The sequence below is a fragment of the Faecalibacillus sp. H12 genome, assembly GCF_013361255.1.
GTDB lineage: Bacteria > Bacillota_I > Bacilli_A > Erysipelotrichales > Coprobacillaceae > Faecalibacillus > Faecalibacillus intestinalis.
In genome coordinates this window covers 22822-37201 of record NZ_JABWDK010000008.1, presented here as the reverse complement: position 1 = coordinate 37201, position 14380 = coordinate 22822, and the positions used below count along the sequence as shown (strand labels likewise).

The following is a 14380-nucleotide window of genomic DNA, read 5'->3' as shown; positions in this document are numbered from 1 at the left end:
ATTTTTTCTTTAACAGAGATATCATAGATATGTTAGGTAGAGGATAAAAGAATGGAAATAGAGTTAATTCAAGATGGTAAAGTCGTTGACTATAATAAATATCAAGAAGTAATAGAGAATGTTAAAGAATCGCTTTTTAGAAGAAATATGGATAAAGAAACAAAAGAATGGATGTATATAAGTAATTTTGTAGGCATTCTTTTAGATAAAGATAGATTAATTTTATCTTTACCAAAATCAGTTATTATTAAAGATGGCATTGATAAAGAAATATTACTCTATAAATATGCAAGATTATTTGATTTATATTTTGTAGTTAATGAAAAAAAGTGTGATTTGATAAATAAGTATGAATCTATTGAAAATTGGTGCAAAAAAACTATAGAAGAAAATAAAACAAGTTCTAGTTGTCAAGAAATCATTACTTTTAAATTTGAAATGGTTTTTGAATGGATGATAGGAGAATTTTTTCAAAATCAAATAAGTATTCAAAAAGGTGATGTTCTCTTTAATAGTCAATTATTAGATAAAGAAATAGATATTAATGATACAAAATATAATACTTATCATTGGAATGCAATAGGAAAACAGACAAAAGATCATAAACAAAAACAAATTGTCAAAGAAAGAGAAAGTGTTTTTATCAATCAAAATAAAAAGAATATTCCAGATATTGTTTGTGAAAGAATCCTAGAAAATCCTAAATATGATCGTCCACAAAAAAGTTGTTGTATACTTGATGCGAAATATTATGGGTGGGATTATGAAAACGAAGCCTATTATTTGCCAGGAAATCTAGATATTTATAAACAATTTTTCTATCAAGAACAATTTCAACGTATTTATGAAAAAGAAAATGAATCAAATGTAGGTGTTTATAATTTTCTTGTGTTACCTGATTATTTAGGAGATACCAAAGATACGAAATGGGGAATTATAAGACAATGTGCTGTTATTGAATTTGATTATCATCAAAGTCAAAAGATTGCTATTTTACAAGTGGATATAGAGAAACTTGTGGATTTTATTTATAGTGGATTAGATATGAAAGAAGATGTACTTTCTGTTTTTTTAGGTAATAGTCGTGTTGTACCAATGATTTATGACAATGAAAAAGTCTAACTTTAAGCTAGACTTTTTATTTCCATAATTTTTCTGGATAAGTACCTTGTTCAATAAGTTCATTAATAGAATCTTGGACTATCTGCTTATCTTCTGGATAAGTAACACCAAACCATTTATCAGTTGTTTCTAATACTTTTACTGAAGCTCTGTTTGTTTTAATTAATTGATCAACAATAATAGGTAATAAATATTCTTTAGTAAGTTCATCTTCACTATCATCTAATAAGAATTCTTTAAAACCATTTTCAAGATAATCAATAAAACAAGGATAACCAGCCCACATATTCATAGAAACACGATTGTTTTCTTGAATAATATCTTTACTTTCTTCTGTATCACAATCAATTGTTCCTTGATTATTTCTAATAATACCCTTTGTTTCAATAACTCTATGTAAATAACCTTCTTCATCTTCTACACAAATACCACGAGTGACTGTACCGTTATCACTTAAAGTATTTTTTAAGATAAAACCAGCCATGGCCATGGTAAACTCACTATTTCTATGACTATCTTCAATTAAAAAATCATGGAGCTTTTTAAAAGCAACTTTTCCATAATAATCATCAGCATTGATAATGACAAATGGTTCATTAACGATTCCTTTACAAGATAAAATAGCTTGCCCAGTTCCCCAAGGTTTGATTCTACCTTCGGGTACTGTACACCCTTCAGGAATAGTATTAATTTCTTGGAAAACATATTCAACTTGAATGTGTTTTTCAATGCGATTACCAATAACTTCTTTAAATTCTTTTTCGATGTCTTTTCTAATAATAAAAACGACTTTATTAAAACCAGCTTCAAGAGCATCATAAATGGAATAATCCATAATGATTTCGTCATGAGGACCGATTTTCGCTAGTTGTTTAATTCCTTTTCCATAGCGTGAACCAATTCCAGCCGCCATAATAATAAGTGTTGTATTCATAAAATTCTCCTTTGTCTAAGTTAGATTATATCATATTTCTAGAAATATCTATGTAAATTTTATTATTTTATCACGGTGTGATAAAATAATCATGAGGTGAAAAACATGAACTATAGTTTAATTCTTTTATGTGCTGGAAGTGGCAAAAGAACAGGTTTGAAATATAATAAAATTTTTTATAAAATAAATAATCAAACTGTTTATGAAATGAATATTTCTCATTTTTTAGAGGATAATAGATGTAAACAAATTATTGTTGTAACGAAAGAAAATGAAATAGATGATATAAGAACATTAGTTAATGATTCAAGAATTGAGTATGTTTTTGGTGGTAAAGAAAGACAAGATAGTGTTTATGAAGGTTTACAAAAAGTAAAAGAAAATCATGTCTTTATTCATGATGGAGCAAGACCTTATGTAAGTAAACAAAGTATTAATGATTTAGTTGAATGTTTAAAAACATATGATGCTGGGTTATTAATGGTTCCTTGTAAAGATACTATTAAAGAAGTGAAAGAGGGTATTGTTGTTAAAACTTTAAAAAGAGAAACATTGATGCAGGCTCAAACACCACAAGTATTTAAAAGTGAAGATATTAAGGTGGCTTATCAAAAGGCAAAAGATGAAGGATATGTTGCGACTGATGATAGTCAATTATTTGAAAGATATATAGATAAGGATATTAAGGCAGTATTAGGAGATTATAGTAATTTAAAAATTACAACACAGGAAGATTTAAGATGAAAGGTAAGCATATTAGAAAAGAGAAAAAGAGTATAGTTTGGATTTTAATTACTTTATTTGTTTTAATAGGAGTTATTTTTGGATGTTTTCATTTTAAATCTGATGATCAAGAAAATTTAAGTCAATATAAAACAATTGTAGGAACAATTAAAAATGTGGGTGATGAAACATTATTGATAGAAACAAATGATCATCAAAAGTATTTAATTTCTATTGCGGGAGCAATAGATTCTAATAAAGGTCTTATCAAAGGAAATAGAATATATATTTACTATGAAGGAACATTAGATATAAAAAATAAAGATATCCAAAGTATAAAAGTAAAATCATATAAAGTATTGGAGTAATAAACCTAGAACAATACCTATAAAAGAAGGTATTGTTTCTTTTTTATTTTCAATATTTATATTTTCTTTTTCATCTACTAACATCCATATAGAAACAAAAAACAAATCTACCCACATATCAAGATGTTCAAAAGTCTTACCTACAATAAAAGTAAAAAATGTATATAAAATAGTTTTTAAATACTTTTTTAAATATTCTTTAAATAAGGGAGAATATTTAAAAAGTTTATTAAGATATTTTTGAATAAAAGAAAAATCATTTTTGATTAAATAATGAAATAAAATCATAAAAAATATCCAAAATAAAAATAATAGATAATTCATAATATCACCTCAATATAGAATATGAAAAAAATATGCCTATAAAGGGGTAAAATTACATAAAATAATCATTTTATTATTGCATAAAAGTAAACAATAAGATATAATGGACGAGCATGTAAAGATTATTTTACTGCCTGCTTACTAAAAAGTAAGCCAAAAGACCATAGGAGGTAAAAGAGATGAATAAATATGAAATTATGTTTATTGTAAAACCAGATGTTGAAGAAGAAGCTAGAAATACTTTAATTGAAAACTTCAAATCAATCTTAACTGCTAACGGTGGTTCAGTTGATAATGTCAACGAATGGGGATTACGTGATTTCGCTTATGAAATTAAAGATTACACAAAAGGGTACTATGTTGTAGTTGATACAACTTGTGCACCAGCAGAAATCGCTGAATTCGAACGTTTATCAAGAATCAACGCTTCAGTATTACGTCACTTAACTCTTCGTAAATAATTAGGAGGCGTTTAACGATGATTAATAGAGTTGTTATGGTTGGTAGAATGACTCGTGATCCAGAACTTAGAAGAACTGGAAACGGGGCTGCAGTTACAAGTTTTACGTTAGCGTTAAATCGTAACTATAATTCTGCAGATGGGCAACAAGCTGATTATATTTCATGCGTTGTATGGAATAAAGTCGCTGAAAATGTTGCACAATATTGTGCAAAAGGATCTTTAGTAGGAGTTGAAGGTAGACTTCGTTCTAGATCTTATGATAATGCTCAAGGACAACGCGTATACGTTACAGAAGTTGTTTGTGACTCTGTTCAATTTTTAGAAACAAGAGCTCAAAGAGAAAGAAACCAAAGTTCTATGAACCAAGGTATGATGAATAATCAATATTCTCAACCACAAACAGATAATTTCCAAGATATGCAAACAGTTGAATTAGAAAAAGATTTTGATAATTCATTTAATATCATGGAAGACGATATTCAATTTTAGAAAAGGAGTATAAGAACATGGCTTTTAAAAGACAAAGAATGGGTAGAAGAAAAGTTTGTTATTTTACAAAAAACAAAATTACTTACATCGATTATAAAGATGTTGATTTATTAAAAAGATTTGTTTCAGCTAACGGTAAAATCATTCCTAGACGTGTAACTGGAACTTCTGCTAAATATCAAAGACAATTAGCAGTAGCTATCAAACGTGCTAGACAAATGGGATTATTACCATACGTTGGTGAATAATTTTAAAGAGTATAATTACTTATAAAAAATAAAGCTCATAAATGCTAGAAAACATAGTGTTTATGAGCTTTTCGTATTTATTTTTAACATCCTCTCATACGCCATATTTGGTCTGTACAATCTTCGATAGTAAGAGAAACTTTATTTTCAATGAAATTTAAAAAAGTATTTTCATTTAAGTTTTCTTGTTCTAATGTTCCCATAATTCCAGCCATGCTGATACGATCAATGCCCAAATCATTCAATAAGTGAATTATTTTTCGTTGAGTTTCATTTATTTTTTTATGTTTTTTACCTCCTAACTCATTGCCGAATCTATCTAACCATTCCTCATAATTGTTGATTTTAGTATGGATGATAGGTTCATGATTTTCAATATAAATTTAAAACAAATAATAAAGAAAGTTGTTTTTGAATAGAGGACATTTCATAAAAGTCCTCCTATTATTATCTTTATATAGTACATATGTTGAATCTCCTTTCAACATATATATTCGCTAGAAAATAAGTTTTTTCTTTTTAAATATTAATTAATTGATACAATAGTATAAAGGAGGGATTGTTGCGGGATTTTTAGACAAACTATTAAAAAAAGAAAATAATAAACAAGAAGAATATAAAGAAGAAAAACCTGCCAAAAGAATCTATCAAAGACTAAAAGAAGTAAGTGAAGTAGACTATATACGCTTTGAATTAGAAGAAAAAGAAACACATATCTTTGATAGTAAAGTAGGTGGTGCTTATTATGTGCCTGGAGATCAAAATCTTCCAGTAAATCAAAAAACGGGAGCACCTTTATATTTATTAGCACAAATAAATTTTGAACAAATACCTCATATAAAAGATTTTCCAGAAAAAGGATTACTTCAAATCTTTATTAGTGGAGATGATGGCGTTTATGGATTAGACTTTGATAATGAATATAGTCAATCAGGGTGGTGTTTACGTTATTTAGAAGAAGTACCAAAATTAGTAGATGAATCAAGTATTTATAAGTTTCAATATAGCGAAGATACAGAATTTCCATTAGAAAAAGATACAACTTTTTTATTAAAGGCTCATTTAGATAAACAAATCATCACAATGAATGATATTCACTTTGATGAAGTTGTTGATACTTATTTAGATGAAAACTTAAAAGGAATCATGCAAGATGATGAGGTAGTGGATGAATTAAATGATTTGATTACCTTGATTCCTTGTCAAATAGGCGGTTATCCTTTCTTCACACAATATGATCCTCGTCAAGAAGATAGTAATGAAATATTGTTGTTTCAACTTGATTCACAAGATCATATTTTATGGGGCGATTCAGGTGTCGGTAACTTCTTTATTTCAAAAGAAGATTTAAAAAATAAAGATTTTAGTCATGTTCGCTATTATTGGGATTGTTATTAGATGCATATTGTTTGCTTAATAGAGAAAAATAGTTTATATTATAAATAGGAATAATTACTATTTATAGAAAAGAGGAAAAGGCTATGAATCAAAAATTTTATATTTGTAAACACTGTGGAAATGTGATTGAAAAAGTAGAAGATAAAGGAGTCCCTGTGGTATGTTGTGGCGAAGTTATGAAAGAGCTTCAAGCAGGAATTGAAGATGCTGCATTTGAAAAACATATTCCTGTTTATACAGTGGAAGGTGATACCGTTCATGTATTTGTTGGAGAAGTAGAACATCCAATGACAGCAGAACATTGGATTGAATGGGTTTCTTTGAAAACAGATAAAGGTATTCAAAGAAAATATCTAAAACCAGGAGAAAAACCAAGTGTTGATTTTAAAATCTTAGAAGGTGAAGAAGTAGAAGAAGTGTATGCTTACTGTAATCTTCATGGATTATGGAAAAAATAATGAAGCTATAAAAAGACCAAAAATGGTCTTTTTATATGTATTCTATTAACAGTTCAATTATAATTATCATTTGATAAATAGTTTTTAGTATATTAATTCTATATAACATCTAAATAGATAATGGTAAGCTTGTTGTTCAATTTATGACATATGCTTATATACCAAATGTTATTATTCAAATGATTATGACTTTTTTAACAAAATCAGTTACAACAATGGCATTTATTATGATTAATATGAAAGTTATTGCAACTATTATTGATGGAACGCACCAAATGAGTGCTTTATCAATTGTTTCAACATTCAAAAGTTTTAGTTCGATTATTTTCCAAGCTATTGCAGGTTATTTGATTGATTTATATTCATATCAATTTTTCTTTGGTTTCCTTTTTATTTGTGCAACCGTTGGTTTAGTATTATGTATGCTTTATAAAATACCAAGTGGGAATGAACATCGTTTATTTGATTAAAAAGAGCTTCGAATTGAAGCTCTTTAAAATGGATCCTGTAAAACGGACACAAGAAAAAAAGTACTTTAGTGCTTAGTCCAGTAACAAAATGTCAATAGTTTTTTAATCACTTTTTCAAAAAAAGGCAAAAAAAGAGCGTATAGATTATCTCCATACGCTCTAAACGGGAAGTTGTAAATATCATTTTACATTTTTATATGAAATCACAATATGACTTGGTGCAAATAATACTGATGCAATAATCAATAGCACTGACCTACTCATAATCCCACTAAACAAGAACAACATTGAAGGAATAATAGAAAGTGCTAATGCTCTGAAAACGCTGTTTTTCTTAAAACATATAATCCAAATAGCACAATAAAGCATTACCAATATGGTATCTACAATCAAATATAGTACAAATGCTTCGTCAGACCACCACCCGAACCAAGTTCCCGGAATATTGATTATCATGAATCCGAAACAACCCAATCTCCCTACTTGTTCTGTGACCTCAACATATTTATTGTTCCACTTATTATCAAATCCATCTTTGCACTTAATCGCAAATACAACATTGGGTATCATAATGACTGCAATAAAAATCAGCCCAAAAACATTAAACCATTCCATATTATCTACCATCACAATCTTCGATTTTCTCAATTCTCCAAACTTGAATTTTCAAATTAGTCTTTGCAAATAACCTTTGAACCTTCACCGTCAATTACAATTCCTTGACGGTTGTTAATTGGGTATAGATTCAAATCCGAAAACTCAGTCATTATTTTCTCGGTAACTTTCTTAAATGGTGCTGTAAGATAATGCGGAAGAACATAGAAATCAATCAAATCAAGCCCTGCATCATCTTCTTGTGAGTAGTCCTTCGGCTTTTCATCCATTTGCTGGATATATTGGATGCTTGGAGCGCATATAATTGCGCCTGCCGACTCGCCGATCATCAATTTTCCATTTGCCAATTCCTTTTTCAGCAGCCCATCAGTTCCCGTTTTACGGAGCCAGTCCATAAGAAAAAAAGAATTTCCGCCGGTAAAATATATCACATCTGAATCTTCAAAAACAGACTGTATCGTTGAATAAGCCTCCGTTGAAATATCAATTTCAGTTACGATTGCTCCCAACTTTTTGAATAATTTTCGAGCCGAGCCGACATAACCGGTGTAGCCTTCACGCAGTGAAGCTGTTGGAATAAATGCGACTTTCTTATTTTCAATTTCTTCCTTTATCAGACTTCCTACACTTGAAAAATGCGAACATAAAAATAGTTTCATCAATATTCTCCTTTATAAATTCCGATTTGTTACTCACAGGATATCATATTTTTTCTTCAATTACATCCACCTAATTTTAATACACTGCCTGTCGACTTGCTTCTGTAACCAGCATCCAGTTTCGTAGGCTACCTATATATATTCTTTTCATTTTTACTTGCAAAAAGCCTTGTGATCGCAGCACTTTTTTATCGTAAAAAGCGTTGATAATCCAGAATTACGCTTCCAATTGAAGATGGAGATTTAGAAATTATTAAAGAAGGTACGGTTGAATTCTTATCATTCTCTTACTATATGTCACAAGTTGTAGCTTCTAATCCAGAAGATTATGAAGGAGCAGGTGGTGGAAACTTATCGCTTGGTATTTAAGTGCATCTGACTGGGGATGGAAAATTGATCCAACAGGACTTAGAAATGCATTAAACAGACTCTATGATCGTTATCAAATGCCATTATTTGTTGTAGAAAACGGTTTAGGAGCATTTGATACAATTGAAGAAGACGGATCAATTCATGATACTTATAGAATCAATTATTTTAGAGATCATATTAAAGCTATGGATGCAGCTGTTAATGAAGATGGTGTTGACTTAATGGGATATACTATGTGGGGATGTGTTGATTTAGTTTCAGCTTCTACAGGAAAAACAGAAAAACGTTATGGTTTTGTTCATGTTGATAAATATGATGATGGTACTGGAGATTTATCAAGAAGAAGAAAAGATTCATTCTATTGGTATAAAAAAGTAATCGAATCTCATGGAAATGATTTAGATTAAAAAATAACCCGTGGGTCATAAGACTTACGGGTTTTTAATAATCATAATATTGATCTATTTTATCAATAAGTTCTTTATATTTTTTCTTATTTTCTTTAAGCATCACAACATAATAAGTGACATGGGCTTCTTCTTCCTCAATTGGCAAAATAATACGATCAGACATCTTTCCTTCTCTTTTAATAGAAAGATTAGAAGTATAAGAAGGAAGAGTAGAAGCTTTCACGATTTCATTAAAAGTAAAACGTTCTTCTTGTAATAAATATTTTGTTTTTGGTGTTTTTTGCATATGTAAATCATGCCAAAAACCAATATTTGAATAAAGTAACATGGTTTGTCCATCTAAATCATGAAATTTAATAGTTTTTTTCTTTGTAAGAGGATGATTTAAAGGCAATGATAATAATAAGTCTTCTTCTACATAAGGAATACAAACATATTGAGAGTCATCAACTTGTTCAGGTGTAATAATTAGTTGATACTCTTTTTCTTTTAATTTTGTAATTAAATCTTTTTGATTAATGACAGCTGTTTGAATTGTTATTTGAGGATAAAGTTCTTTAATTAAAGGTTCAATATCCCACATAGGTGCAGGAGAACAAGTTGCAATAGAAATACGATGAAATGATTGATCATAATCTTGTACATCATTTATCATTGTTTGAATACTTTTAATGATTTTTTGAGCATGCTTAACAGCTAATTCACCATTTTTATTAAGAACAATTTTATTTTTATAATGATCAAAGAGTTCTACTCCTAAATCACTTTCTAATCTTTGCATAGAGCGTGAAAGGGCTGGTTGTGAAATTAATAATTCTTTGGCAGCTTTAGAAATTGTTTTATTTTCAGCAATATAAATAAGTTGTTCAAGTTGATTAAGTTCTATCATATAATGACCTCCTACTATGCGTTTAAATTATAGCACATTTCTTTATTGGTATTGTACTTTTAAGTAATAAAAAAATAAAATATGTATGTAAAAAGGAGAAACTAAAAAATGAAAACATGGTTAATTACAGGATGTTCAAGTGGTATTGGAAAAGGAATTGCGAAAGCTGTTTTAGAAAGTGGGGATCAAGCAATTGTTACAGCAAGAAATAAAGATAAAGTGATGGATATTGTAGAAGCTTATCCAGAAACGGCTTTAGCTGTTTCTTTAGATGTATGTAGTCAAGATAGTATTAAAAACGCTGTAAAAGAAGCATACGATAAATTTGGAACAATTGATGTTCTTGTTAATAATGCAGGATATGGTTATCGTAGTGCTGTAGAAGAAGGAGAAATCGAAGCAGTTCAAACTTTATATCAAACTAATTTGTTTGGACCAATTGAATTAATTAAAGCCGTTCTTCCTAAAATGAGAGAACAAAAATCAGGCTATATTTTAAATGTGACTTCGATTGCAGCAGCAAGATCCGCTGTAGGTTCAGGATATTATGCTTCAAGTAAAGCAGCCTTAGAATTACTTACAAATGGTTTAATGAAAGAACTTGCTCCATTAGGAATTAAAGCAATGGTTGTTCAACCAGGAGCTTTTAGAACAAGATTCTATGATGGTGAATCTTTACAAGGAACAAAAGCTCAAATTGGTGATTATGAAGCAGTCGTAGGTAAATCAAGACCAGGTAACTTTGAAAACAAACATCAACAAGCAGGTGATCCAGATAAAGCTGGTAAAGTCATTGTAGATGTTGTGCATAATGATGATTTACCAGAAATTTTAACTTTAGGTAAAGCAGCCGTAACAGCAGTTAAATCAACTTTAGAAGCAAAAATTGCAGAATTAGATAAATGGGCTGAAGTATCAGCTTCATGTGATTATGAGGAAGGAAAGTAGAAAGATGAAAAGAGTAAGACTTGGAAAAACAGATATGTATGTTAATGCGATTGGACTAGGATGTATGGGATTAACTCATGCCAGTGGACTTCCAACGCCTAAAGAAGAAGCAGTAGAAATTTTAAGAAAAGCACATGACATGGGATATGATTTCTATGATACAGCTGAATGTTATACAGGAGTTAATCCTGATGGAAGTACAGCTTATAACGAAGAAGTTGTTGGTGAAGCTGTTAAACCATTTAGAAAAGATATTATCTTATGTACTAAATTTGGTGTTAAACATATGGGTGATCACCTTGAATTTGATAGTTCACCAGAAACAATTAGAAAATCCTTAGAAGGATCATTAAAGAAATTACAAACAGATTATGTTGACGTTTATTATCAACATCGTATTGATCCTAAAGTAGAACCAGAAGTTGTTGCTGGTGTGATGAAAGAATTAATTGAAGAAGGAAAAATTAAAGCATGGGGTATTTCTGAAACAAATGAAGAATACTTAAGACGTGCTCATGCTGTATGTCCTGTAACTGTTATTGAAAACAGATATTCAATGATGGCTAGATGGCATGAAAATTTAATGCCTGTATGTAAAGAATTAGGAATCACTTATGTTGCTTTCTCTCCTCTTGCTAATGGGGCACTTACAGGAGCTTATCAATCTAAAAAAGCTTTCGGTAGTGGTGAACAAGACTTTAGACCTGATATGCCTCAATACAGTGAAGAAGGAATTAAAAAGACAAATGAATTATTAGAAGTTGTCTCTCAAATTGGTGAAAAACATCATGCTACAAATGCACAAATGTCACTTGCTTGGATGATTAATAAATATGATTTCATTATTCCAATTCCAGGATCAAGAAAACTTGATAGACTTCAATCTAACTTTGAAGCAGGTAATGTTGAATTAAGTCAAGAAGAAGTTAAAACAATTGATGATAAATTAAATACAATGGAATTTAAAGTATTTGGAGGTCATTAATGATTCAATTAGATAAAAGGGAAGCTTTTCCCTTTTCTTCTAATCCTTTTGGATTGGTTTATGAAAATGCTATAACTGAAAATAAAGAAAATGAAGTTCAAATACATCCAATTACTTATCAATTAAATGGCATAAAAATTGCTTCTAATATCTATACACCAAAAAACTATAGTAAAGATAAACGATATCCTGCTATTGTTATCGCTGTTCCTAATGGAGCAGTTAAAGAACAAGCAGCTGGACTTTATGGACAAAGACTTGCTGAAAAAGGATATATTACAATTGTCTCTGATTGCATGTTTTTTGGTGAAAGTGAAGGAATGCCAAGACAACAAGATATTCCTTATTATCGCATAGAAGATATTAGAGGGATGATTGATGCTATCTTCTCATTTCCTGGCGTTGATTCACAACGTATCTATGGTTTAGGTATTTGCGGTGGTGGAGGCTATCTGCTTTCATGTGGACAAATGGATAAACGTTTAAAGAAAATAGCTACTGTCTCTATGTTTAATACGGGAGCGGTTAGACGTGAAGGCTTTCAAAACAGTCAAGTTGATACCGTGTTAAAAAGACTTCATGAGGTTGCTTCTATTCGAGAAAAAGAATTAAATGAAGATACTTTGATTTATAATGCGAATATGACAGAGATGAAACCAGAAGTAGGGCATCAATTACCAATTGAAATGTATCGTGAAGGTTATGAATATTATGTAGAAACACATTTTCATCCTAATAGTCATTCATGTTTTTTACAAAGAAACTTGATGGATTTGATGGTTTATGATCCAGTTCAATTTATGTATCTTCTTGATCAACCATTATTAATGATGGTTGGAGATCATGCTGATACAAATTATATGAGTGAACAAGCTTTTGAACTAGCGATTACGACAAAAGAAAAAGAACTTTATTATCTTAAAGATGCAACCCATATACAAACGTATTACAAAGAAAGTGTTGTAAAAGAAGCAATTGAAAAATTAGATATATTTTATAAATAAAGTTGGTGAAAAAATGCAAAAAGCAATTATTGTTTGTCTAAGCAAACAAAAAGATGAAATCATAAATCTATTACAACTTAATGATTATTCTTTTGAACCCTTATTATCAAATGAACAACTTTATTTGATAGGTGATATCGAAGAATATCAAATTAATTTATTAATTAATATTATTAAACACTATAAAATTATTAGAAATGAAACACAATTATATATAAGTTATAGGGAGATATAAAAATGAGTATTTTATTTATTAATGGAAGTCCTAATAAAAATGGAAATACTGTAAGACTTACTAAAAAATTCTTAAAAGATCAAGAATTTAAAACATTAAATCTAGTTGATTATAAAATCTACAGTTATGGTCAAAACTTTGAAGATGATCAATTAGATGAAGTTATTGAACAAATGAAACAAGCAGATACAATTGTTATTGGTTCACCACTTTATTGGCATAGTATGTCAGGAGCTATTCGTAATGTTTTAGATCGTTTTTATGGTTATGTAGATGAAAGTTTATTACAAGGAAAAGATATGTATTTTGTTTTCCAAGGATATGCACCTACAAAGGAACAATTAGCTGCTGGTGAATATACAATGAGTCGTTTTGCTAAACTTTATGGTATGAACTATAAAGGGATGATTGCTGAATAAAAAGACTATAAAGAAACCTAGCTTTTAGGTTTTCATTATAGCCTTTTTTATAGCTTTAAATATTTTTCAAGTTTGGTGAATTTTGGAATACATATAAAATGTTTATCAAGAAAATTTTTGAAAAAACTAATGAATGTTCCATTAAACAAAGCAACAATAATAGTTCCTATACCAATACCAACAATTCCATGAAATAAGAATAAAGACATGATAAAAGATAAAATAAGGAATGTACAATCAAAGCAAGTTTTAAATATTTTTAAAGTAATATGATATTTTTTTGATATTTCTTGAACAAAAAAATCATAGATTTGAGGATATAAATAAGATTTATAAAACATAGCGACAGCCATTGCTGAAAGTATAAAACCTATAAAAAAATAAACAATACGTAATTGAAAACATATTTCATTTTGAGTTTGAAAGAAAGGAATAATTATTTTCCAAATATCTGCCATTGTTGCATATAAAACACCTGTGATAAAAGAACTCAAATATGCCATTTTAAATTTCTTCATTAAAATACAAAAAATGATAAAAATAATTCCTTCAACAATATATTCTGCCTGACCATAAGTAAGTGAATAAACTTTTTCACTTAAAATATAAGCGGGTCCATTTATAGCAGATAACCCCATGTTTGCAATAGTCAGTAAGTCTATTGAAAATGATAAAACTAATATTGCAATTAAATACAATATCTCACTATTTATTCTTCTTTTTTTCATTTTAATCACCTCACCATGCATTATAGAAGTATTTATCAATAAAATTAAAAATGTTTCCAAAATGGAAACATTTCTAGACATATCTACAATGGGTAGATAGTCCTTTTCTTTCTATTTTA

General features: G+C 29.1%; 21 protein-coding genes and 1 pseudogene. 15 read left to right on the top strand and 7 right to left on the bottom strand.

All coding sequences use genetic code 11. The annotated features are described in order from the left end of the window. Positions 1-51 precede the first annotated feature (51 nt). On the top strand, positions 52-1122 hold the full coding sequence (locus tag HUU89_RS07480; protein WP_175301422.1) for a hypothetical protein: 1071 nt from the start codon (positions 52-54) through the stop codon (positions 1120-1122). Between the two features lie 16 nt (positions 1123-1138). Here HUU89_RS07480 and HUU89_RS07475 read toward each other — a convergent pair whose 3' ends face one another. Continuing rightward, on the bottom strand, positions 1139-2056 hold the full coding sequence (locus HUU89_RS07475; RefSeq protein ID WP_175301421.1) for an NDP-sugar synthase: 918 nt from the start codon (positions 2054-2056) through the stop codon (positions 1139-1141). Positions 2057-2161: 105 nt separating this feature from the next. On the opposite strand from HUU89_RS07475, the gene ispD reads away from it, so the two are divergent. Then, the gene (gene ispD, locus HUU89_RS07470; RefSeq protein WP_117480483.1) at positions 2162-2800 is read left to right on the top strand and encodes a 2-C-methyl-D-erythritol 4-phosphate cytidylyltransferase; all 639 of its coding nucleotides are present in this window, start codon (positions 2162-2164) and stop codon (positions 2798-2800) included. Beyond that, complete coding sequence (locus HUU89_RS07465; RefSeq protein ID WP_117782589.1) at positions 2797-3147, top strand: hypothetical protein; 351 nt, start codon at positions 2797-2799, stop codon at positions 3145-3147. Before ispD ends, HUU89_RS07465 begins: the two co-directional genes overlap by 4 nt. Here the strand turns inward: HUU89_RS07465 and HUU89_RS07460 are convergent. Continuing rightward, on the bottom strand, positions 3127-3471 hold the full coding sequence (locus HUU89_RS07460; protein WP_117480481.1) for a hypothetical protein: 345 nt from the start codon (positions 3469-3471) through the stop codon (positions 3127-3129). The genes HUU89_RS07465 and HUU89_RS07460 overlap by 21 nt on opposite strands. A gap of 179 nt (positions 3472-3650) precedes the next feature. Between HUU89_RS07460 and rpsF the strand changes: the two genes are divergently transcribed. From rpsF to rpsR, 3 genes are read left to right on the top strand one after another with little or no spacing between them, the layout of a single operon-like run. Next, positions 3651-3932 carry a 30S ribosomal protein S6 gene (gene rpsF / locus HUU89_RS07455; protein ID WP_117782590.1) on the top strand — a complete coding sequence of 94 codons (282 nt, stop codon included), beginning with the start codon at positions 3651-3653 and terminating at the stop codon, positions 3930-3932. Between the two features lie 17 nt (positions 3933-3949). After that, on the top strand, positions 3950-4423 hold the full coding sequence (gene ssb / locus HUU89_RS07450) for a single-stranded DNA-binding protein (RefSeq protein ID WP_118573526.1): 474 nt from the start codon (positions 3950-3952) through the stop codon (positions 4421-4423). Between the two features lie 17 nt (positions 4424-4440). Beyond that, positions 4441-4671 carry a 30S ribosomal protein S18 gene (gene rpsR, locus HUU89_RS07445; protein ID WP_022001180.1) on the top strand — a complete coding sequence of 77 codons (231 nt, stop codon included), beginning with the start codon at positions 4441-4443 and terminating at the stop codon, positions 4669-4671. An 83-nt stretch (positions 4672-4754) separates the two neighbouring features. On the opposite strand, the gene HUU89_RS07440 is transcribed toward rpsR, so the two are convergent. After that, positions 4755-4916 (bottom strand): hypothetical protein, encoded by a 162-nt coding sequence (locus HUU89_RS07440; protein WP_158570173.1) that lies wholly within the window; start codon positions 4914-4916, stop codon positions 4755-4757. A 313-nt stretch (positions 4917-5229) separates the two neighbouring features. Between HUU89_RS07440 and HUU89_RS07435 the strand changes: the two genes are divergently transcribed. The 3 genes from HUU89_RS07435 (at position 5230) to HUU89_RS07425 (ending at position 6997) form a co-directional block, all read left to right on the top strand. Next, positions 5230-6069, top strand: coding sequence for a YwqG family protein (locus tag HUU89_RS07435; RefSeq protein WP_317992329.1), 840 nt, complete (start codon positions 5230-5232; stop codon positions 6067-6069). A gap of 83 nt (positions 6070-6152) precedes the next feature. After that, the gene (locus HUU89_RS07430; RefSeq protein ID WP_117871168.1) at positions 6153-6527 is read left to right on the top strand and encodes a desulfoferrodoxin family protein; all 375 of its coding nucleotides are present in this window, start codon (positions 6153-6155) and stop codon (positions 6525-6527) included. Between the two features lie 143 nt (positions 6528-6670). Beyond that, on the top strand, positions 6671-6997 hold the full coding sequence (locus HUU89_RS07425) for a hypothetical protein (protein ID WP_147580120.1): 327 nt from the start codon (positions 6671-6673) through the stop codon (positions 6995-6997). A 180-nt stretch (positions 6998-7177) separates the two neighbouring features. Here the strand turns inward: HUU89_RS07425 and HUU89_RS07420 are convergent, their stop codons facing one another. Next, a complete protein-coding gene (locus HUU89_RS07420) occupies positions 7178-7624 on the bottom strand; it encodes a hypothetical protein (protein ID WP_004612402.1) in 447 nt (148 codons plus the stop codon). 44 nt (positions 7625-7668) lie between these two features. Then, positions 7669-8271: a Type 1 glutamine amidotransferase-like domain-containing protein gene (locus tag HUU89_RS07415; RefSeq protein WP_147580119.1), complete on the bottom strand. Its 603-nt coding sequence runs from the start codon at positions 8269-8271 to the stop codon at positions 7669-7671. Positions 8272-8487: 216 nt separating this feature from the next. On the opposite strand from HUU89_RS07415, the pseudogene HUU89_RS07410 reads away from it, so the two are divergent. Continuing rightward, positions 8488-9050 (top strand): annotated as a pseudogene (locus HUU89_RS07410) (family 1 glycosylhydrolase); the annotation flags it as partial. Positions 9051-9084: 34 nt separating this feature from the next. Here HUU89_RS07410 and HUU89_RS07405 read toward each other — a convergent pair. Further along, positions 9085-9942 carry a LysR family transcriptional regulator gene (locus HUU89_RS07405; protein WP_175301419.1) on the bottom strand — a complete coding sequence of 286 codons (858 nt, stop codon included), beginning with the start codon at positions 9940-9942 and terminating at the stop codon, positions 9085-9087. Positions 9943-10050: 108 nt separating this feature from the next. Between HUU89_RS07405 and HUU89_RS07400 the strand changes: the two genes are divergently transcribed. Genes HUU89_RS07400 through HUU89_RS07380 form a run of 5 tightly spaced genes read left to right on the top strand, consistent with a single transcriptional unit; the run spans position 10051 to position 13533 of the window. Further along, on the top strand, positions 10051-10890 hold the full coding sequence (locus HUU89_RS07400; protein ID WP_022002472.1) for an oxidoreductase: 840 nt from the start codon (positions 10051-10053) through the stop codon (positions 10888-10890). Between the two features lie 4 nt (positions 10891-10894). Next, a complete protein-coding gene (locus tag HUU89_RS07395) occupies positions 10895-11875 on the top strand; it encodes an aldo/keto reductase (protein WP_147580118.1) in 981 nt (326 codons plus the stop codon). After that, positions 11875-12879, top strand: coding sequence for an alpha/beta hydrolase (locus HUU89_RS07390; RefSeq protein WP_175301418.1), 1005 nt, complete (start codon positions 11875-11877; stop codon positions 12877-12879). Before HUU89_RS07395 ends, HUU89_RS07390 begins: the two co-directional genes overlap by 1 nt. A 13-nt stretch (positions 12880-12892) precedes the next feature. Next, on the top strand, positions 12893-13114 hold the full coding sequence (locus tag HUU89_RS07385; RefSeq protein WP_106987508.1) for a hypothetical protein: 222 nt from the start codon (positions 12893-12895) through the stop codon (positions 13112-13114). 2 nt (positions 13115-13116) lie between these two features. Beyond that, positions 13117-13533, top strand: a complete 417-nt coding sequence (locus HUU89_RS07380) for a flavodoxin family protein (protein ID WP_119364192.1) — start codon at positions 13117-13119, stop codon at positions 13531-13533. A 47-nt stretch (positions 13534-13580) separates the two neighbouring features. On the opposite strand, the gene HUU89_RS07375 is transcribed toward HUU89_RS07380, so the two are convergent. Next, positions 13581-14261, bottom strand: a complete 681-nt coding sequence (locus tag HUU89_RS07375) for a DUF6198 family protein (RefSeq protein WP_118470156.1) — start codon at positions 14259-14261, stop codon at positions 13581-13583. Positions 14262-14380 lie beyond the last annotated feature (119 nt).

Coding starts and splice junctions, on each gene's coding strand:
- HUU89_RS07460 (WP_117480481.1), bottom strand. CDS start 3,471: ATGAATTATCTATTATTTTTATTTTGGATATTTTTTATGATTTTATTT.
- HUU89_RS07400 (WP_022002472.1), top strand. CDS start 10,051: ATGAAAACATGGTTAATTACAGGATGTTCAAGTGGTATTGGAAAAGGA.
- HUU89_RS07465 (WP_117782589.1), top strand. CDS start 2,797: ATGAAAGGTAAGCATATTAGAAAAGAGAAAAAGAGTATAGTTTGGATT.
- HUU89_RS07390 (WP_175301418.1), top strand. CDS start 11,875: ATGATTCAATTAGATAAAAGGGAAGCTTTTCCCTTTTCTTCTAATCCT.
- HUU89_RS07380 (WP_119364192.1), top strand. CDS start 13,117: ATGAGTATTTTATTTATTAATGGAAGTCCTAATAAAAATGGAAATACT.
- HUU89_RS07475 (WP_175301421.1), bottom strand. CDS start 2,056: ATGAATACAACACTTATTATTATGGCGGCTGGAATTGGTTCACGCTAT.
- HUU89_RS07430 (WP_117871168.1), top strand. CDS start 6,153: ATGAATCAAAAATTTTATATTTGTAAACACTGTGGAAATGTGATTGAA.
- ispD (WP_117480483.1), top strand. CDS start 2,162: ATGAACTATAGTTTAATTCTTTTATGTGCTGGAAGTGGCAAAAGAACA.
- HUU89_RS07385 (WP_106987508.1), top strand. CDS start 12,893: ATGCAAAAAGCAATTATTGTTTGTCTAAGCAAACAAAAAGATGAAATC.
- rpsR (WP_022001180.1), top strand. CDS start 4,441: ATGGCTTTTAAAAGACAAAGAATGGGTAGAAGAAAAGTTTGTTATTTT.
- HUU89_RS07395 (WP_147580118.1), top strand. CDS start 10,895: ATGAAAAGAGTAAGACTTGGAAAAACAGATATGTATGTTAATGCGATT.
- HUU89_RS07375 (WP_118470156.1), bottom strand. CDS start 14,261: ATGAAAAAAAGAAGAATAAATAGTGAGATATTGTATTTAATTGCAATA.
- HUU89_RS07405 (WP_175301419.1), bottom strand. CDS start 9,942: ATGATAGAACTTAATCAACTTGAACAACTTATTTATATTGCTGAAAAT.
- HUU89_RS07480 (WP_175301422.1), top strand. CDS start 52: ATGGAAATAGAGTTAATTCAAGATGGTAAAGTCGTTGACTATAATAAA.
- HUU89_RS07415 (WP_147580119.1), bottom strand. CDS start 8,271: ATGAAACTATTTTTATGTTCGCATTTTTCAAGTGTAGGAAGTCTGATA.
- HUU89_RS07420 (WP_004612402.1), bottom strand. CDS start 7,624: ATGGTAGATAATATGGAATGGTTTAATGTTTTTGGGCTGATTTTTATT.
- rpsF (WP_117782590.1), top strand. CDS start 3,651: ATGAATAAATATGAAATTATGTTTATTGTAAAACCAGATGTTGAAGAA.
- HUU89_RS07425 (WP_147580120.1), top strand. CDS start 6,671: ATGACATATGCTTATATACCAAATGTTATTATTCAAATGATTATGACT.
- ssb (WP_118573526.1), top strand. CDS start 3,950: ATGATTAATAGAGTTGTTATGGTTGGTAGAATGACTCGTGATCCAGAA.